The 20367-nt window shown below is 59.2% G+C and carries 13 protein-coding genes and 1 riboswitch; of the genes, 11 read left to right on the top strand and 2 right to left on the bottom strand.

What is annotated here, in order from left to right; translation table 11 throughout:
• Window positions 1–312 precede the first annotated feature (312 nt).
• The 9 genes from ACOYNV_RS03170 to ACOYNV_RS03130 all read left to right on the top strand — a co-directional run bounded on the left by ACOYNV_RS03170 (window position 313) and on the right by ACOYNV_RS03130 (window position 14217).
• Window positions 313–5217, top strand: a complete 4905-nt coding sequence (locus ACOYNV_RS03170; protein WP_422898289.1) for a CHASE domain-containing protein — start codon at window positions 313–315, stop codon at window positions 5215–5217.
• A 367-nt stretch (window positions 5218–5584) separates the two neighbouring features.
• On the top strand, window positions 5585–8572 hold the full coding sequence (locus ACOYNV_RS03165; RefSeq protein ID WP_422898288.1) for a diguanylate cyclase domain-containing protein: 2988 nt from the start codon (window positions 5585–5587) through the stop codon (window positions 8570–8572).
• Window positions 8573–8746: 174 nt separating this feature from the next.
• Window positions 8747–9130, top strand: coding sequence for an Hpt domain-containing protein (locus tag ACOYNV_RS03160; RefSeq protein WP_422898287.1), 384 nt, complete (start codon window positions 8747–8749; stop codon window positions 9128–9130).
• Between the two features lie 85 nt (window positions 9131–9215).
• Window positions 9216–10343, top strand: a complete 1128-nt coding sequence (locus ACOYNV_RS03155) for a response regulator (RefSeq protein WP_422898286.1) — start codon at window positions 9216–9218, stop codon at window positions 10341–10343.
• A gap of 30 nt (window positions 10344–10373) precedes the next feature.
• A complete protein-coding gene (locus ACOYNV_RS03150; protein WP_422898285.1) occupies window positions 10374–10967 on the top strand; it encodes a chemotaxis protein CheD in 594 nt (197 codons plus the stop codon).
• Entirely contained in the window at window positions 10967–11776 is an 810-nt protein-coding gene (locus ACOYNV_RS03145) for a CheR family methyltransferase (RefSeq protein ID WP_422898284.1), read from the top strand. Before ACOYNV_RS03150 ends, ACOYNV_RS03145 begins: the two co-directional genes overlap by 1 nt.
• Window positions 11773–12294, top strand: coding sequence for a chemotaxis protein CheD (locus ACOYNV_RS03140; protein ID WP_422898283.1), 522 nt, complete (start codon window positions 11773–11775; stop codon window positions 12292–12294). The genes ACOYNV_RS03145 and ACOYNV_RS03140 overlap by 4 nt, the downstream gene beginning before the upstream one ends.
• A complete protein-coding gene (locus ACOYNV_RS03135) occupies window positions 12287–13381 on the top strand; it encodes a protein-glutamate methylesterase/protein-glutamine glutaminase (protein WP_422898282.1) in 1095 nt (364 codons plus the stop codon). Before ACOYNV_RS03140 ends, ACOYNV_RS03135 begins: the two co-directional genes overlap by 8 nt.
• Window positions 13378–14217 carry an HDOD domain-containing protein gene (locus tag ACOYNV_RS03130; protein ID WP_422898281.1) on the top strand — a complete coding sequence of 280 codons (840 nt, stop codon included), beginning with the start codon at window positions 13378–13380 and terminating at the stop codon, window positions 14215–14217. Before ACOYNV_RS03135 ends, ACOYNV_RS03130 begins: the two co-directional genes overlap by 4 nt.
• 571 nt (window positions 14218–14788) lie before the next feature.
• Here ACOYNV_RS03130 and ACOYNV_RS03125 read toward each other — a convergent pair.
• Both ACOYNV_RS03125 and tsaE read right to left on the bottom strand, forming a co-directional pair.
• A complete protein-coding gene (locus ACOYNV_RS03125; protein ID WP_422898280.1) occupies window positions 14789–16096 on the bottom strand; it encodes an N-acetylmuramoyl-L-alanine amidase in 1308 nt (435 codons plus the stop codon).
• On the bottom strand, window positions 16051–16590 hold the full coding sequence (gene tsaE, locus ACOYNV_RS03120) for a tRNA (adenosine(37)-N6)-threonylcarbamoyltransferase complex ATPase subunit type 1 TsaE (RefSeq protein WP_422898279.1): 540 nt from the start codon (window positions 16588–16590) through the stop codon (window positions 16051–16053). Before tsaE ends, ACOYNV_RS03125 begins: the two co-directional genes overlap by 46 nt.
• Between tsaE and queG the strand changes: the two genes are divergently transcribed.
• On the top strand, window positions 16585–17697 hold the full coding sequence (queG, locus tag ACOYNV_RS03115) for a tRNA epoxyqueuosine(34) reductase QueG (RefSeq protein WP_422898278.1): 1113 nt from the start codon (window positions 16585–16587) through the stop codon (window positions 17695–17697). The genes tsaE and queG overlap by 6 nt on opposite strands.
• A 147-nt stretch (window positions 17698–17844) precedes the next feature.
• A riboswitch (cyclic di-GMP riboswitch) is annotated at window positions 17845–17938 on the top strand.
• Window positions 17939–18061: 123 nt separating this feature from the next.
• A complete protein-coding gene (locus ACOYNV_RS03110) occupies window positions 18062–20353 on the top strand; it encodes a DUF1631 family protein (protein ID WP_422898277.1) in 2292 nt (763 codons plus the stop codon).
• Window positions 20354–20367 lie beyond the last annotated feature (14 nt).

Below are 20367 nucleotides of genomic sequence, written 5' to 3'. Positions count from 1 at the left end.
TTTTTTCAGAACATGGCTTGCCGATAGCCTAACCATGCAGCTTCAAGCCAATCAGGAATGATTTGGCAAGCCCCCCCCCCTTTTCCTGCGGCATATCAATCCGTAATTTTACGGATTGATATGCTATAAGTAATAGATTAAATTTTAAAAACTGAGTCAATGATCCCGGCCGAATCCGGGAATTCACCAATTTTTCAGGGTGGTTTTTTTGCAATCAGGTGTAACGGGCACATTAATTAGCTGGCCGGGAATGACCATTCAAGCGACCATTGAAGCGACCATGCAATCTGACGATTCATCAGGACTGCGCAAGTGAATCCCGCGCCGTCCGGATTGCCTGCCGCCAAGTGGCTGCGAGTCAGCCAACTGTTGCCATGGCTGGTGCTGGTGGTCGGACTCGCGGTCACTTACTTAATCCAGCAAGTGGCTTTGACGGCGGCGAATCTTGTTCTGCAGGACCAGTTCGCTTACCAGATGCGCGAGATCAGTTTGCGCATCGAGCAGCGCCTGGTCGCCTATCAGCAAGTCCTGCTCGGAGCCCGGGGCCTGTTCAGCGCATCGGAAAGCATCGAGCGCGAAGAATTCCGCGAATACGTACGCAACCTCCAGTTGGCCAAACACTATCCGGGCATTCAGGGCGTCGGTTTTTCGCTGATCGTCTTGCCGCAGGAAAAGGCCGGGCATATTGCCGCCATTCGCCAGCAGGGCTTCCCCGAGTACTCAATGCGCCCGGAAGGTGAGCGTGACCTGTACACGGCCATCATCTATCTTGAACCGTTCGCTGATCGCAACCTGCGCGCCTTCGGTTACGACATGTATTCAGAAGCCGTGCGCCGGGTGGCGATGGAAGCCGCGCGTGATCTGGGCTCAGCAGCCATTTCAGGCAAAGTGACGTTGGTGCAGGAAGCCGGGCAGCAAGTACAGGCCGGTTTCCTGATGTATGTACCGGTGTTTCGCAACGGCCAGCCAAATCAAACCCTGGCCGAACGCCGCGCCGGCATCATCGGCTGGGTCTATGCGCCGTTTCGCCTCAATGACCTGATGCAAGGCATTCTTGGCGAGCAAGGCGACAGCATTCACCTGGAAATTTTTGACGGCAAAAGCGCAACGCCGGAAACGCTGATGTTCAACAATCGTGTAGAGGAATCCGTCCTGCCCGGGGCCAGCCCGCCAATCTTCCAGGCTATCCAGCCGCTCGAAATTTTTGGTCAAGCGTGGACCATCAGATTCGCTTCGCTGCCTGCCTTTGAGGCCGGCATCGACACCGAACGAGTCACCGTGATCCGGCTGAGCGGTCTGCTGATCAGCGTTTTGCTCGCCGCCCTGGTGCGCTTGCTGGTCAATGCCCGGGAACGGGCCATCAGTCTGGCCAGCATCGCCATCGAGCGAAGCGTGGCAGCAGAAAAACTGCGCGACAGTGAAGAGCGTTTCCGCAACCTGTTCGACAAGAATTCCTCGGTGATGCTGCTCATCGACCCCGACTCGGGCCAGATTGTCGACGCCAACAGCGCCGCTGCCGCCTATTATGGCTACCCGAAGGGGCAAATGGACGGCATGCTGATCAGCGACATCAACATCCTGCCGCCGGAACAACAAATCGCCGAAGAAAGACAGCGCGCCGTGCACGAGGAGCGCAATTACTTCCATTTTCCTCACCGCCTGGCCTCAGGCGAGTTGCGCCAGGTGGAAGTGCATTCGACGCCGATCCAGAGTGACGGCCGCGTCTTGCTGTTCAGCATCGTGCATGACATCACCGAGCGCAAGCGGATTGAAGGCGAGTTGCTCGAGACAAAGGCGATTCTTCAGGCTGCGATGGATCAAAGCCCGGCAGGAATTGCCATTGCCGAGGCCCCGAGTGGCACGCTGCGCTACGTCAACGAGGCCGGGCTTCTTATCCGCGGTGGCAGCAGAGCTAGCGTCGTCAATGGCGTCGACGTCAACAAGTATGTGGAGAGCTGGCAACTTCTTGACCTCGACGGCAGGCCGTTGAGAATTGATGAAGTTCCTCTGGCTCGTGCCGTGATGTTCGGCGAAACATCAAGCCGCGAGTTCATCGTGCGCAGAAACGACGATGACGACAGAATTGTTCTCGGCAACGCCGCGCCAATCAGGAACGACAAGGATGAAGTCGAGGCGGCCATCGTGGTCTTCTTGGACATCACGGATCGCAAGCAGGCCGAAGAGGCGCTGGCGAGCCGGGAAGCTTTGCTCAAGCAGATCCTCGACACCTCCAGCGTGGCCATCTTCCTGGTCGATAGGCAGGGGCGCATCACGCAAGCCAACCAGCGCATGGCCGAGATGTTCGGCTGCTCGCTCGATGCCCTGGTGGGACATGAATACATCGCCCTGGTACACCCGGCGGAACGCGAGACGGGACGACAGAAATTCCTGGCCTTGCTGAGCAGCGAAATCCCCTCGGTAGATGTGGACCGGCTTTACTGGCGCGCCGACCAGAGCGAATTCTGGGGCCACCTGACCGGCAAGCGTTTCCATGATGCCGGGGGCGAGGAACTCGGCCTGATCGGCGTGATCGCCGACATCAGCGACCGCAAACAAGCCGAGGAACTGATCAAGAAACGGATTGTCGCCTTGACCCAGCCGCTGACAGACGGTGCCATCGCCTTTGAAGACCTGTTCAGACTGGATGAAATCCAGCGCATTCAGCACGAGTTCGCCGCCGCCACCGGCGTGGCGTCGATCATCACCCAGCCCGATGGCACCCCGATTACCGCGCCCAGCAACTTCACGCAACTGTGCGGCGAGATCATCCGCAAGACCGAGCTTGGCTGCGCCAACTGCTACAGATCCGATGCGGCTATCGGCCGCTTTCACCCGGATGGCCCGATTGTTCAGCAATGCATGAGCGGCGGGCTGTGGGATGCCGGGGTGAGCATTACGGTTGGCGGCCATCACATCGCCAACTGGCTGATCGGGCAGGTGCGCGACGAAACCCAGACCGATGAGAACATGCGCGCCTATGCCCAGTCGATCGGCGCCGATGAATCTTCCCTCATGGAGGCTTTCCGGGCGGTGCCCAGCATGTCGCGGGCGCGCTTCGAGCTGATTGCCAAGGCCCTTTTCTCGCTGGCCAATCAACTGTCAACCAACGCCTTCCAGAATGTCCAGCAGGCGCGCTTCATCACCGAGCGCAAGCAAGCCGAAGAGCAACTTCAGCTCGCCGCCAGCGTCTTCACCCATGCCCGCGAAGGCATCATGATCACCAATGCCGACGGCACCATCATCGATGCCAATAACGCCTTCACCTACATCACCAGTTACGGGCGCGACGAAGTTCTCGGCCACAATCCGCGCATGCTCGGTTCCGGCCGTCAGAATAGCGAGTTTTACGCTGCCATGTTGCGCGACCTGACCGAAAAAGGCCACTGGTACGGTGAAGTCTGGAACCAGCGCAAGAGCGGCGAGATGTACGCCGTGATGCAGAACATCAGCGCCGTGCGCGATGCCGACGGCCACACCAGGCAATACGTGGCACTGTTGTCCGACATCACCGCGCTCAAGGAGCACGAACAGCAACTTGAACATCTCGCCCACTACGACTCGCTGACCGCGCTGCCGAACCGCGTCCTGCTCGCTGACCGCCTGCGCCAGGCCCTGTTTCACGCGCAGCGGCGCGGACAGGTGGTGGCCGTGGCCTATCTCGACCTCGATGGCTTCAAGGCGATCAACGACCGCCACGGGCATGAAGCCGGCGACCAGTTGTTGATGACCGTGGCCAACCGCATGAAACAGGCCTTGCGTGAAGGTGACACGCTGGCGCGTATGGGCGGTGACGAGTTTGTCGCCGTACTGGTCGATCTGGCCGATGTGGCCAGCAGCGTGCCGATGATCAACCGCCTGCTCGCCGCGGCGGCGCAGCCGGTGTCTACCGGCAACCTGATGCTTCAGGTTTCGGCCAGCCTCGGCGTTACCTTTTACCCGCAGGCCGAAGACATCGATGCCGATCAACTGTTGCGCCAGGCCGACCAGGCCATGTATCAGGCCAAGCTGGCGGGCAGGAACCGTTATCACGTCTTCGATGCCGAGCTGGATCGCAGCGTCCGTGGCCATCACGAAAGCCTGGAGCGTATCCGCAGCGCCCTCTGCGCAAGCGAATTCGTGCTCCATTACCAGCCCAAGGTGAACTTGCGCAGTGGCGCGATAATCGGTGCCGAGGCGCTGATCCGCTGGCAACATCCGGAAAACGGCCTGCTGCTGCCGGCGGAATTCCTGCCGGTGATCGAGGATCACCCGCTGGCCGTCGACATCGGCGAGTGGGTGATCGCTACCGCCCTGACCCAGATGGCGATCTGGCAGGCCAGCGGACTGAACATCCCGGTCAGTGTCAATGTCGGCGCCCGCCAGTTGCAGCAAGCCAACTTCGTTGAACGCCTGCGCGCCCTGCTGGCCGCGCATCCGGAGGTCAGCCCAGGCGATCTCGAACTGGAGGTGCTGGAAACCAGCGCCCTGGAAGACTTGGCGCGGGTCTCCGAGGTCATCGAATCGTGCCGGGAAATCGGGGTTATGTTCGCCCTGGATGATTTCGGCACCGGCTATTCCTCGCTGACCTACCTGAAACGCCTGGCCGTCAACCAGCTCAAGATCGACCAGAGTTTCGTCCGCGACATGCTCGACGACCCGGATGACCTGGCCATTCTGGAGGGCGTACTCAGCCTGGCCAGCGCCTTCCGCCGCCAGGTCATCGCCGAAGGCGTGGAGACCGTGGAGCACGGCGAGATGCTCTTGCAACTTGGCTGCGAACTGGCCCAGGGCTACGGCATCGCCCGCCCCATGCCGGCGCACGAGTTGCCCGCCTGGGCCGCGGCCTGGCACCCCGACCCGCTGTGGGCCGATATGCCGGCAATCCGCCACGACGATCTGCCCCTGCACTTTGCCAGCGCCGAGCTCCGCGCCTGGATCGGCGCCATTGCCAGCTATCTCAAGGGCGACCGCGAAACCCGGCCACCCACTCAACAGCACAGCCGTTTCGGCCTCTGGCTGGCAACCGAAGGCCAGGCCTGCCATGGCGCGCAACCCGCCTTCCAGTGCATCGAACCCTTGCACCGACAGATCCACGCGCTGGCCGAAGCGTTGTGTGAACTCAAGGAGAGGAACCGCGATCAGGAAGCACTGGCGCGACTCCCCGAACTCCTTCGCCTGCGCGACAGCCTGCTTGAACTTCTGAAGGCGCTGGTGCTGGAAAAGCGGCCGCAGGAGTAATGCTTTTTGGGTAACTATTCAGCACCCCGCTCCGTCATTCCCGCGCAGGCGACCGAAGGAAGTGCAGAGCCAGGAATCCATACGGTGGTTGTGCGGCGAACATATTATGGATTCCCGCCTGCGCGGGAATGAGCGCGAAGCCTGGCCTCGGGCCACGGGGTTTTTCGATGAGTGCTGAATAGTTACGTTTTTTGAATTGTTCTTAATTCGCCCCGTGGCGCACACGCATCGGCCTGCGAGGCTCATGGATAGGCGTTCTACAAGTGATATCGATGAACAGTGGCGTATTGATTGAGTCTCCGGCAGGCCTACGTGTAGATCGCCTATTGGCGAGGGTTACAGCGATGCCATTGGTGGAAAATTTCCAATGAGAAAAAACCAGTGGATGCTTGCGGCGCTGCTGTCCTTGCTGATCGCCGGGGGGCTATTTGCCTGGTGGACGGTGGTGCGGGTCGATCGTGAATTGCGCGAGGATTTGCTGCAGCAGGCACGTCTGGTGGCGCAGTCGGTGGATATTGAACGCGTCAATGCGCTCACCGGCACGCCAGCGGATCTGGACAGCACCGAATACCGGCGGCTCAAGGAGCAACTCAGCGCCATGCGCGCTTCGTTGCCGCCAGGCCGCTCGCTCTACCTGATGGGCCGCCGGGCCGACGGCTCAGTGTTATCTCTGATCGACAGCGAAGCGCCCGGCAGCAGGGGCAACTTTCCTCCGGGGCAGATTATCGCCAAGCCCTCGGACGCCCTTCTCCAGGTCTTCGCTGACAAGACCGAGGCGCTTGATGGGCCACTTGGCGATTCTGCTGATGCGCAGGGGGCGACGCAGAAGTTGACGCGATTGTCGGCCCTGCTGCCGGTCCGTGACACGGCGACGGCGCTGTCCGGCCTGGTCACCCCGGACGACGCGCAGGCGATGGTGCGTAAAGCCGTGGACTTCTACCGCAGGCATGGCCGCGAGCGTTTCATCAAGGAGTGCAACGACCCGCGGGGCGAGTTCCGCAAGGGCAGCCTGTATGCCTTTGCCTACGACCACGACATGACCATGCGGGCGCATCCGGTGCTGCCGGAACTGGTCGGGCAGAATCTGCTCGACCGCAAGGACTGGTCCGGCGGCAAGTATTTCCGCAAGGAAATACAGGATATGGCCATGTCCATGGGGCGTGGCTGGGTCGATTACCAGTACGAGAATCCGGCCAACAAGAGAATTCAGCCCAAATCGACTTATTTCGAACGGGTGGATGATCTGATCATCAGCGCCGGAGCCTACAAGGGCAGCGGCGAGTTACTCGCCGTTCTCGGCATGGGCGTCGATGCCGGGGACTGGCAATGGGAGAAGGCCGCGCGCTCGGCGCTGCCGCTGGGTATGATGCTGGTGCTGGTGATCGGCGCGCTAAGCGTGGTGGCCATCAACCGCCGGGTGGACGCTTCGCCGAAACCGCTGCTGCGGCGACTGTTATTGCCCCTGATGGCCATGGTGTTGCTGATGATGCTCGGTGCCGGGGCGCTGCTCTGGCAGCAGCAGCGACAACGCCTGGCCAGTGAGATCGCCGCCCAGACGGCCATGGTCAGGCGCGAGTTGCGGGTGGACCTCGACAACCAGGCAGCGGGTCTATCGATGGCCTTGCAGCCCATCGCCGCCGATGCCACGGTGCAAGCGGCCCTGCGCGATGGCGATGCCGAGCGTCTGCTGGCCGTCTGGGGTCCGGTGTTCAAGACGCTGAACCGGCAATACAAGCTCACGCACGCATACTTTCTCGACCAGAACCGCATTGCCCTGTTGCGCCTGCACAAGCCGGAGCGGCGTGGCGATCTGATCGGTCGCTTCACCGCCCTGGAGGCAGAACGAACCGGCAAGACCGCCTCGGGGATCGAACTGGGACCGCTGGGCACCTTCACCCTGCGCGTCGTGCAACCGGTGTTCAAGGATGGAAAACTGGTCGGCTACGTCGAATTCGGCAAGGAAATCGAGGACATTATCCAGGCCCGCCTGGACAGCGGCCTGGATCTGGCCGTGACCATCCGCAAGGAATTCCTGGACAGGCCGACCTGGGAAGAAGGCATGCGCTTTCTTGGGCGGGAAGCCGCCCAGCACACAGCGTTGCAGAACACCTTGCAGTTCCAGAAGGACTTGTTGAATGCGGTTCCCTCGCCCATTTTTCACAAGGATGCCCAGGGCGTCTATATCGGCAGCAACAAGGCATTCGATGGCTACCTCGGGCTGCCCTCGGAAGCCATCATCGGCAAGACGGTGTTCGACCTCTCGCCACCTGACCTGGCCGAGCAATACGACCAGGCAGACCGGGCATTGCTGAACAACCCTGGCACTCAAACCTACGAAGCATCGGTTGTCCATGCCAATGGAAAACGCCACGACGTGATCTTCAACAAGGCCACATTTACCGATTCCGAAGGAAAAGTGGCTGGGCTGATCGGCGTCATTCTCGACATCTCCGAGCGCAAGCAGGCCGAAGAAAAGCTGCACCTCGCCGCCAGCGTTTTCACCCATGCCCGCGAAGGCATCCTGATCACCTCCGCCGACGGGACGATCATCGATGTCAACGAAGCGTTCACCCGGATTACCGGCTACAGCCGCGACGAAGTGCTCGGCCGGAACCCGCGCCTGCTCAGTTCAGGCCACCACGACCGGGAGTTTTACGCCACCATGTGGCGCTCCCTGATCGAAAACGGGCACTGGTACGGCGAAGTCTGGAACCGGCGCAAGAGCGGCGAAGTGTTCGCTGAAATGCAGACCATCAGCACCGTGCGCGATGACCTCGGCAACACCCGGGAGTATGTGGCGCTGTTCTCCGATATCACGGCGCTCAAGGAGCACGAAAAGCAGCTCGAACACATCGCCCATTTCGACATACTGACCAGCCTGCCCAACCGCGTACTGCTCGCCGATCGTCTGCGCCAGGCCATGGCGCAGACCCCGCGGCGCGGACTACGGCTGGCGGTGGCCTTTCTCGACCTCGATGGTTTCAAGAGCATCAACGACAATGACGGACATGAAGCCGGCGACAATTTGTTGATGACCGTGGCGGCACGCATGCAGCAGACCATGCGCGAAGGCGACACCCTGGCCCGCATCGGTGGCGACGAGTTTGTCGCCGTGCTGATTGACCTTGCCGATCCTTCCGCCAGCGAGCCGCTGCTCACCCGATTGCTTGACGCCGCGGCCCAGCCGGTACTGGCCGGCGCTGCGGTGCTCCAGGTTTCGGCAAGCCTCGGCGTCACCTTCTACCCGCAGGCCAACGATGTCGACGCCGACCAACTGCTGCACCAGGCCGACGAGGCCATGTATCAGGCCAAACTGGCCGGCAAGAATCGTTACCACGTATTCGATGCCGGGTAAGGTCGCAGAGTCGGCGGGGGGGGGGAACAGGCGTTGAACTACGTAGTTTCCGCAGATTATTGCGCAAACTACGGATGCACAAACGACGCCGAGTCTGGGACCATGTCGTCCTGACCAGGCGATGATGCCCCTTTCGCCCCTTGGTACACCAGAAACGTTTGAGGAGATTTCGGGATGAACGAAGCCCAATATATTCCTGCTTCCGGTTCGTTCGCTTTTCGCAATGTTCGTACCGGTGAAGCACTTGCGCGCTTTGCCGGAGACGAAATACGCTACCGGCACTGGCTGATTGATTTCATCAGTCACGGCCCGGCCGCTGTCAAGCAGATCCGGGAGGCCATCAGCAATGGCTCACGGAATACGGCCACCGATCTGGCGCATGCGCTCAAGGGGCGAACCGGGATGCTTGGTCTGGTTGAACCGCAGTCGATAACCCAATCGCTTGAAATAACCTTGAGAAACAGCGAACCAAGCGCCTACTGGCTTGAGGAACTTGAAGGCACGGTCGCCGAAATGTGCCAGGAGATTTCGGCAGTGCTGGGGGAACGCCCCTCCTGAGAAACGCGACTGACAGCAAAAATGAACCAGAAAACGACATCGACGTATAAACTGACGCCGGACATACAGATAAAAGGGTAAAAAAATGAGTCAGTCTTTCAAGGTATTCGTCGTCGACGATGATCCTGTCGTTCTTGAAATCATTCGCACCATCCTGGAACCTGACTGCCAGATACAGACTTTTGGCAGCGCGGAAGACTGCCTGGCGCAATTGGCCGCGGAGAAGCCGGACCTCTTCCTGCTCGACATCAGCCTGCCCGGCATGGACGGTTACAGCCTCTGCCGTCAGCTCAAGGAAGATTCCGCCCTGCGCCAGACGCCGGTGATTTTCGTCTCCGGCCATGACACGATCGAAGAGCGGATACGGGGCTACGACGCTGGCGGCATGGATTTCATCGTCAAGCCCTTCGAGCCCGAAGAGTTGCTGCGCAAACTGCAGGTGGCGCAGAGCATGGTGCTCAATCAGCGCTCGCTGGCCGGGCAGCTCGAAGATGCCGAGTACCTTTCCACCCTGGTCATGGCCAGCATGGACGAGACCGGCATTCTGCTACAGTTCATGAGCAAGCTGATCGCCATGGAGAGCGCCGAGGAAATCGCCGCCGGGCTGCTTGAACTGATGCAGCGCTTCAAGCTCGATGGCGTCGTCCAGACGCGCGTCGGAAGCGATACGCAAACGATCAGCACGGCCGGAAAAAACCTGCCGCTCGAGGTCGCGGTGATCGAGCACGTTCGCAACCAGGGGCGCATATTCGAGTTCCGTCGCCGCAGCGTGCATAACTTCGAGCACATAACGCTGATGGTCAACAACCTGCCGCTGGAAGATCCGGATTACTGCGGTCGCCTGCGCGATCACCTTTCCGTCGCCGCGCAGGGTGTCGACTCCCGTCTGGTGGCGCTGCAAACAGAAGAAGCAAACAAACGTTCGCAAGCCGGCATTCTGTCCGCACTGGACAGTGTCGGAAACACCATAATGGAACTGCGCGAAGCACATCAAGACAATTCTGAAGCCAGTTCCAAACTCATCGTCGACTTGCAGGAATCGCTGCTGAACTCCTTCTACCGCCTTGGCCTGACCGATAACCAGGAGAAATTCCTGCAAGACCTGGTCGGAGATTTCATGACCCAGATGGCCGAGTTGCTCAATCGTGGCGCGGAAACGCAGGAGGCGCTGCAGCGGCTGAACAATCAACTCGGGCAGTTGCGCAGCAACTGATCGCCATAACCGTATTCGGAGATAACCAAGTTGGACTATGCCGGCCTTCCAGTAAAAGACATCGAACGCTACGCCCGCGTTGTTCAGCCGGGGGCGTGGCTGGTCGACGGCGAACAGCCAATGTCCACACTGCTCGGTTCCTGCGTTGCGGTCTGTCTTTTCGATCCGCAGATGAAGATCGGCGGGATCAACCATTTCATGCTGCCCGACATGGGACGCAGCAAGTACGGTGACGTCGACTCGATGCTGTCCGGCAACTTCGCCATGGAAGCCTTGCTCAATGCCCTGCTCATCAAGGGGGCCAAGAAGATTCGGCTGCAAGCCAAGGCTTTTGGCGGCGGGACCATCATCGACACCGACGCTGGCTCCCTGAGCATCGGCATGCGCAACGCCAATTTCGCCAAGGAGTGGCTGACACGCGAGGGCATTCCGTTGCGCACCTCCGATTTTCTCGGCCCCTGGTCGCGCAAGATCATTTTTCTGCCGTTCAACGGCGAAGCCTTCTGCAAGCGCCTGGTAACCAACATGGCCAACGCCGAGGTCATTGCCCGCGAAGAACGCGCCTACGCTGAAACGCTGAAACAGAAACCTAAATCCGCCGACAAGAAAATCGAGCTATTCTGATGATCGAAACCACGATTACCGATCAGGAATTTGCGCTGTTTCAGCGCCTGATCTACAAGATTGCCGGGATCAGCCTGAGTGACGCCAAGAAGATTCTGCTCGTTGGTCGCCTGACGCGGCGGCTTAAAGTTTACGACCTTGGCAATTTTTCGCAGTACTACCGGATGCTGTCGAGCGGCGAGCATCCGGAAGAATTGCAGACCATGGTCGACCTGCTGACGACCAACGAAACCTACTTTTTCCGCGAACCCAAGCACTTCGATTTCCTGCGCGATGAAATCATTGCCAAGCGCAACAGCCCGGCCACCTTTCGCCTCTGGAGTGCCGCCAGTTCGAGCGGCGAGGAAGCCTATTCGCTGGCCATGACGCTGGCGGAAGCACTGCCTGGCACACCGTGGGAAATCGTCGGCTCGGACATCAGCACCCAGGTCTTGGGCAAGGCCGTGGCCGGCCACTATTCGCTGGCGCGCACCGAAGGCATTCCGGCTGGATACATGCGCAAATACTGCCTGAAGGGAGTTCGCTCGAATGACGGAACCTTTCTCATCGCCGCCGATTTGCGCAAGAAAACCAGCTTCTGCCAGATCAACCTGATGCATCCGGTAGAGGCCGACATCGGCGAATTCGAAGTCATCTTTCTGCGCAACGTGATGATCTATTTCGATCCGGAAACCAAGGCCCGGGTCGTGCATAACCTGCTGCCCCGACTGAAGAAAGGCGGCTACCTGATCATAGGCCATTCAGAAACGCTGAATGGCATCACTGACCGTGTCGACTGTATCCGTCCAACGATCTACCGCAAGCCATGAAAGCGCATCCGGAGGCCACCGAGGAAGTCACTGTGGTCGTCCTCAGACCGGGTGATTTCCATTTCGGCAGCGGCCATACACGGATCTCGACGCTGCTTGGCTCCTGCGTATCGATCACCCTGTGGCACCCGCGCAAACGCATCGGCGGCATGTGCCACTACATGATGACCGAACGTGACCGCAGCGCGAACCCGCCGCTCGACGGCCGCTACGCAACCGAAGCCTTTGAACTGTTCCTGCAAAACGTCGAGGCGGCAGGCACCCGGCCGAACGAGTACCAGGCCAAGCTGTTCGGCGGCGCCAACATGTTCACCGGCGGCAAAGGCAGCCAGATGGACATCGGCGCGCGCAACATTGAATACGGACAGCGCCTCCTGGCCTCGAAGCATATCGCGCTGATGGCCGAACACGTGGCTGGCAGCGGACGGCGCAAGCTGCGCTTCGACATCTGGAGCGGTGCCGTCTGGCTGTCATTCCCCGAAGGTGAAGGCGCAGAAATAAGGAATGTTAATGGCTGACAAAATCAAGGTAATGATCGTCGATGACTCGGCGGTCGTGCGTCAGGTCGTTGCCCAGGCTCTGGCCAGCGACCCTGGCATCCAGGTCATCGGCGCGGCTTCCGACCCGGTCTTTGCCCTGGAAAAGATGCGCACGATGTGGCCCGACGTGCTGATCGTCGACATCGAAATGCCGCGCATGGACGGCATCACCTTCCTCAAGAAAATCATGGCCGAGCGCCCGACACCGGTCGTCATCTGCTCGTCGCTGGCCGAAAAAGGGGCGCAAGCCACCTTCGAAGCGCTGTCGGCCGGTGCCGTGTCGATCATCACCAAGCCCAAACTCGGCCTGAAAAGTTTCCTCGAAGACTCCTCCGACGACATCGTGCAGGCCGTTCGCAGCGCGGCAAGGGCCAACGTGCGCGTTCTGCGCCCCACCACTATCAACACCATCGTCCAGCCCAAGCTGACCGCCGATGCCATGCTCAGCGCCGGCAGCAACCTGGCGCTCACGCGCACCACCGACCAGGTCATCGCCATCGGCACCTCGACCGGCGGCACGCAAGCGCTCGAAGCCGTCCTCACCCGCCTGCCGGCAACCAGCCTGGGGATCGTCATCGTCCAGCACATGCCGGCGGTATTCACCGCGATGTTTGCCGAACGTCTGCACAGCCTGTGCCAGATCGAGGTACGCGAAGCGAAGAATGGCGACCGGGTGATTCCCGGACGGGCGCTGATCGCCCCCGGCGGCAAGCACATGATGCTCAAGCGCAGCGGCGCGCAATACATCGTCGAAGTCGCCGACGGCCCGGTGGTCAATCGTCACAAGCCCTCGGTCGACGTGCTATTCCGCTCGGTCGCCAAGTTTGCCGGAGCCAACGCACTCGGCATAATAATGACCGGCATGGGCGATGACGGCGCACGCGGCCTCAAGGAAATGCACGACGCCGGAGCCAAGACCATCGCCCAGGACGAAGCCAGCTGCGTGGTTTTCGGCATGCCGATGGAAGCCATAAAACTGGGCGCGGCTGATTTCACGATGTCCCTCGACCTGATTCCGGCAGCCATCGTCAATTACAGTGCCAGCTACAACAAAGGAGGACAATGATGGACGTTCTTGCGGCCCTGAATGCCATTGCGGCCGACGCCGCGCGCGGCGACATCGTATTTCCCACCCATACCGAAATTGCCTTGCGTGTGCAGCGCATGCTCGACGACCCCGACTGTTCGATCGACAAACTCGGCAAGCTGGTCTCGGCCGAACCGATCCTCGCCACGCGCGTGCTCAGCATCGCCAACTCGATCGCCTACAACCCCGGCGGCCGCGCCATCACCGACCTCAAAAGCGCCATCTCGCGGCTCGGTTTCGCCACCTTGCGCGCCCTCGCCGCGTCGATCATCGTGCGTCAGATGAAGGAAATGTCCCAAACAGAAGAACACCGCGTGCTGGCCGCCAGACTCTGGGAGCACACCGCCCATGTCGCCGCACTGGCGCGCGTCATCGCCAAGCGCGTCACCCGGCAAAACCCGGATGCCGCCTTCTTCGCCGGCATCGTGCACGAAGTTGGCAGCTTCTACCTCATCTCCCGCGCCAGCACCTTTCCCGGCCTCCTCACCAGCGATCTCGAAGCCTGGCACGGCGAAGGCGAAGCCAGCGTCGGGCGCGCCGTGCTGCAAGCGCTGGAAGTGCCGGCAAACATCGTTAGCGCCATGGAAACCCTGTGGTCCGGCTTCCTCGCCATGCCCCCGGCCTCGCTCGGCGACACGCTCCTGCTGGCCGATGAATTGTCACCGATCGAGTCACCGATCGACGCCCTCGCCGGCATGAGCCGCAAAGGCATGGACGTCGAACTTGAAGTGCTGATCGACGATGAAACCCTGACCAGCATTCTTGCCGAATCGGCCGAGGAAGTAGCCTCGCTGAGTGACGCGTTGAAGGGTTAGAGTGTAACGATCAGTGGATGTGCTGCGAAGCAAATACTCTTGTTTTGTTCGTCCCTCTTCAGGGAGGCTGCGCGCTGTCTTTCGTGATTTTCGTGGATGGACTGAGGTTTTTTTGGTTGATGGATTGGCGTGATAATAAAATATTGTTCGTTTTCTAATGGGAATGAGAATCCATGAATCCAGGAAAATTCGCCGCATTCATATCTGCTGCGCTCTGTTGCTCCATCACGCTGGCTGAACCTGCAGCATGGTACCTATGGAGAAGTCTGGTGAACGAAGGCGCTATTTGCTCGCAAATCTCGCCGGGTGAGGGATGGGAAGTAGTGAAAGGTCCTTTCCAGGATGCTTCTTGTAGAAAGCCGGGAGTTCCGCATTGAGCTTGGAACTGCCAGGTTTATTTCGGGTATTGACGTATTGGATTATGCTGACTTAATGGTGCGGCATCGCGTTTATGGTGTAACTTTTGAAGTAGATCTACTTCCTGCTTTTTCGCGATGCCATGTTGGCTATAGTTCCAGCCATGTAGTTGATTCATCATCTGTCCGCAGTGCGACCTTGGGAGGGCCATTCACTAATCGAGCCGTGCCAACTTCGATTTGGCCAGCGGCGGGTTCTTGGAAAAGTATTTCTTCATCCCGGAAAGTATGGCCTCGGCCATCTTGTCCTGATAGGCATCGTCGTTGAGTCGCCTTTCCTCTTCCGGGTTCGAGATGAAGGCCGTTTCGATCAGGATGGAGGGAATATCCGGCGCCTTGAGCACGGCGAAGCCGGCCTGCTCGACACTTCCTTTGTGCAGACGGTTGATGCCGCCAATCTCGCCGAGTACCGCCTTGCCGAGTTTCAGGCTGTCGCTGATCGTTGCCGTTTGCGACAGATCGAGCAGCGTGCGCGCCAGCATCGGATCCTTGACATCGAGATTGACGCCGCCGATCAGATCGGCGGCGTTTTCCTTTTGCGCCAGATAACGCGCCGCCGAACTCGACGCACCACTCTCGGACAAAGCAAAGACCGACGAGCCGTTGGCATCGGGTCGCGTGAAGGCATCGGCGTGAATCGATACGAAAAGATCGGACTGGATGCGCCGCGCCTTCTGTACCCGCATGTGCAGCGGCACAAAAAAATCGGTGTCGCGAGTGAGCACCGCCCGCATGTTGGGCTCGGCATCAATCTTCGCCTTCAGGCGCCTGGCCACAGCCAGCGTAACGTGTTTTTCATAGCTGCCGCCGCTGCCAACGGCACCTGGGTCTTCGCCACCATGACCTGGGTCAAGGGTAATGGTCACCAGGCGATCGACGATCGGTTTGCCTTGGCGAGGACGTTCTGCCTTGATCTCGACGTTCGGCTCAGGTCTTTTTTCGACCTGTATGCCCATGTTGCCGAGCAGTGATTCATTTTTTTCAAGCAACAGCAACAAAGGATCGGGCGGCACCAGCGGATAAACGTCGAGCACCAGACGATGACCATATTCACCCACTGGCGGCAGCACGAACACCTGCGGATTGACTTCATTCTTGAGTTCCATCACCAGACGAACAACGCCCGGCTTGAAGCGGCCGGCACGCAGCAACTTGATATTGGGGTCGTCTGGCGCAATCTTGTTGGCCAGCCCTTCAAGCACACTGTTGAACTCGATTCCTTCAAGATCAACCACCAGGCGGTCCGGGTTCTTGACTGTAAAGTGCGTGTATTTCAGTGGCGCATTGTGTTCGATGGCCACGCGCGTGTAATCTGCGGCCGGCCAGACGCGAACAGCGAGTATGCCCGGATTTCGATCCGCTGCGGCGCGCCCGACCGGGCTGACCAGCAGGAGCAAGCTTGCTCCGGCGAACTTGATCAGTTCACGGCGCCCGGCCAGCGGCTTATGAATGCGCTCAGACATTTATTCCCGGCCTCGCTACAGGCATGCAAGTCGATAATTCGACCAGATTCCGGTGTGTCTGCTGCAAAACGGAATACGAGGGCAAGATCGGCCTGCGGCACATGTCCAGCCGCCTTCTCTGGCCACTCGACCAGACACACGGAATCATCCCGAAAATATTCGCCAAGACCGGCATCTTCAAACTCTTCTGGCTCATTGAAACGATAAAAATCAAAGTGATACCAGTATATGCTCGAAACTACGTAAACTTCAACCAATGTGTAGGTAGGGCTTTTCACCGGCCCGGCGTGGCCCAACCCGCGCAGGAGTGCTCGGGCGAGTGTGGTTTTGCCGGCACCGAGATCGCCATCTAGCCAGATAACCATGCCTGGAGTCAGCAAGGGCGCCAACTCGCGCCCCAGGGCAATGGTTGCCGCTTCATCCGGCAAGCGCAGCGTCAACGGTGATTGGCCACCATCAAAACCATGAACAGGACTACGATTCGGGCTATGCAAGAGAAGAACTCCGATACGAACGCGATGGCGGCAGTCGCCTTGGGCCAGGTCGATTATGCCGCGCTGGTCAGAAACATCAGGAACTGGGGGCAGGAACTGGGTTTTGCCGGGATCGGCATCGCCCGTGCCGATGTTTCCGCCGCAGCCCCCAAGCTATTGCGCTGGATAGAACTCGGCCACCACGGCGAGATGGATTATATGGCCAAACACGCGGTGTTGCGCGCCCACCCGAAGGCGCTGGTGCCCGGCACGCTGTCGGTAATTTCCGCACGACTCCCCTATTGGCCACAGGCGGCTGAGAGTGAGCAAATACTCGCCAACCGCGGCCTGGGTTACATCTCCCGCTACGCACTCGGCCGCGACTATCACAAGATGATTCGTAGCCGACTGCAGAAACTGGCCGAGCGCATTGGAAAAGAAATCGAGAATTGTGAAACCGGCATTCCGTTCACTTACCGAGCGTTCTCGGATTCTGCGCCGGTAATGGAAGTTGAGTTCGCCCGTCAGTCGGGCATCGCCTGGCGCGGGAAACATACACTATCGCTTACCCGCCTGGGTTCCTGGCATTTTCTTGGCGAAATCTATACCACCCTGCCCTTGCCGCCAGACGCACCGATCAGCGAGCACTGTGGTACCTGCCGTCGCTGCCTTGACGCCTGCCCGACAGCGGCCATAGTCGCGCCCTACGAGGTCGATGCCCGCTTATGCATCTCTTATCTGACCATCGAATTACCCGGTGCCATTCCGGTTGAACTGCGGCCGCTGATCGGCAACCGGATCTATGGTTGTGATGACTGCCAGCTCTGCTGCCCGTGGAACCGTTATGCGCAACTCGGCGATCCTGATTTTGCCGTTCGCAACAACCTGGATACGGCCCCCCTGGCCGAACTTTTCGCCTGGAGCGAGCAGGAATTCGAGATCCGGCTGGCAGGCAGCCCGATCCGCCGCATCGGCCACGAACGCTGGCTACGAAACATCGCCGTCGCTCTGGGCAACTCGGAAAACTCTCCGGTAACGCTGGCTGCGCTCCAAACGCGTCGGGACCATCCTTCCGCGCTGGTACGCGAGCATGTCAGCTGGGCGCTGGCCGCTGTTCGACACAAATAACTGCTGATCAGTCTTGATTTCCTTGTATTTCCCGATAGTATTCAGTATTCATGTCGTATCGTAATGGACGTGTTGTTTGTAGCTCTCGTGACACATGTTCCTTGGCGATACCTTTAACCGTGGTCGGCGTGGCAAAATTCACCGGCCTCTGAAACAGGGCAAACCCGTCGAAAGACGGCGACGCAAAGTTACCGGCCTACCGCCGCATGCAATATGCGGCAACGGCAGCGGGACTACCAGAAAGCGGGGTTGATCGTGATTCAGCATTTCCCTCATGGCAAAGCCCTTTATTCAGCGCGTACTCCTGACGCGTTGACCTTTCCCGCACGTAAACAAAAAGCGGCTTCTCAACTGGGGCAAAGTCATGGCTAAATTCTCTTCGAACACTGCGTTGAACAGGGTTGTCTCCCTTAACGCTTTAGGTCGTGACCGCAGCCCGGGGCATCGCATTCTTGGCGAGTGTCGGGACCAACTGGTTAACAGCCTTTGTCTCTGGCTTCGCGAGCTCGCGACCCCGGTTTCCGAAGAACTTTTTGTCCTTGCGGATTCGACACGTGAACGACTTCAACAGACTCTTTATCTCGATCTGCGAGCAGATATTGAAAAAGACTGGTCACATCTGGTTGAAACTTTCCGCCGTGATCTCTCGGCTGAAGCCGAACGCTGCCAGAACCAGGAAAATCAAAAAGGCCGTCATCACGAAGTGCCGCTCGAAGTACCGGACTTCGACGGTTTGCAGCTACTTGCCGATGAAGACCTCTCCGAGCACATTGTCATCCGCGAATTCGCTGCTCAGCTTTGCGAGTCTTGTGACGCAGAACTCTACACACTCAATCGTCGTGTTGCCGCCTTGCTTGGACATGACGAACTGATTGAAAGCACCAATCCGCTGGCCCCACCGATCATTTGCAGCGCGCTTTCCGACGCTTGCGCCACGATAGGATCGGATGCGGGGGGGAGACTGCTCCTGCTGCGCAGACTGGAACGTCACCTGCACCTGGCCCTGCCCTCAATCTACCAGCAAATCAACGTCTACCTGATCGAACGCGGCATTCTTCCCGATCTGAAACGAAACTATCGGAGAGAGACTCCGGCTGGCGCTGCAGCCGGTTCACCATTCGAGGCCCAGGCACCCGCGCCATCAAGCACATCTGCTGCCACGCCTTTCACTGGCGATGGCATCCTTGATGCATTGCAGCGGCTCGCACAGGCTCGCGCTGGTCATTCTGCTCCTGCCGGGATGTTCGGCAATAGCGGCAGCTTCATCCCGGGCACCCAGGCGGCATCCTCCCCGGGCGTCTTGCTGGACACTGCAACCATCAATCAACTGCTGCTTTCCTCGCTCAATGAAATGCAGCATGCGCCGTCCGTACAATCCGGAGGCTTGATCGTCAATCAGGTGCGCATGGTTCGCGATTCGGAAAACGCGAAGCAGGTTGGCGGGCTCGAAGCGGTAACCATCGACATCGTTGCCATGCTTTTCGATTTCATTTTCGACGACAAGCATATTCCCGTCGCCATCAAGGCGCTGATCAGCCGGCTGCAGATCCCCGTTCTTAAAGTGGCCATGCTCAACCCCGGATTCTTCGCCGACCGCCAACATCCGACGCGTCGATTTCTCGGCAGCGTCTCCGGCGTCTCCATGCGTTGGGGCAGTTCGGTTGATGAGAAGGATCCTTTTTACTGCAAGCTCGCTGAACTCGTCGAACGGATTCAAACCCGATTTGAAAACGATGTCGAAGTGTTCGGCACGGCGCTCGCCGAACTGGAGGCCTTTGTCAATGAACGTGAAGGCGAAGAAGACAGCACCGCACTGACCGCCGCCAATGTCGTCATTCTGCGAGAACTGGAAACAGTTGCATGGGAGCGTGCGCAACGGGCAGTTCAGACTTTCCGCTCAGACACCTCCCTGCCGGCGCTGATCAATGACTTTCTCGGAGAACACTGGGTTGGCGTCCTGCAGGCGATTGCTGTTAAGGACAATGATATCGGGACGGGCTGGAAGGCCGCCAAGGAGACGATGAATGACCTGGCCTGGAGTATCAAGGCAAAAAAGTCCCCGGATGATCGCCTGAAGCTGATCGTCCTGCTACCCAGGTTACTGGCTCAACTCAATAAAGGTTTGGACAGTATCGATGCCGGCCCGGAGCAGCGCAGTGCTTTTTTCAACCAGTTGGTGCAATTCCATTCGGCAGCACTCAAAGGCGAGGCGCCAACTGCACCAACACCCGAAGCGATCGATGCATCCATCCAGGCCGACGTTTCTCCTTCATTCAGCCCCCCTGAGGAAGGTGATCTTCTGGTAACGCGCAGCATCGACCATGGCGTTGAGGTCGAAGAGGTCATGCTTGTAGGTGCCAGCCCGATCTGGCGTGCCGATGATCGCGAAATTTTTCGCCAGGTTAGCGAACTCAAGCGCGGGGACTGGGTGGAATTTGCCGACGGGGAAAGCGACACCAATCGCGAACGTCTGAACTGGATCAGTCCGCAGCGCGGCATTCTGCTCTTCAGCAACCACCAGTCATCCAAGGCCATTTCGATCGCCCCCGAAGCCCTGGCCCGACAGATTCGCGACGGCAATGCCACCATTCTTCACGAAGAACCTCTCTTCGAACGTGCGCTAAGCGGCGCACTCGAATCAATAAACGCCGCTTGAACAGCAAAAAAACA

The sequence above is a fragment of the Propionivibrio sp. genome, from assembly GCF_049316945.1.
In the GTDB taxonomy this organism is placed as follows: domain Bacteria; phylum Pseudomonadota; class Gammaproteobacteria; order Burkholderiales; family Rhodocyclaceae; genus Propionivibrio.
This window is presented reverse-complemented; position numbering and strand designations above follow the sequence as displayed.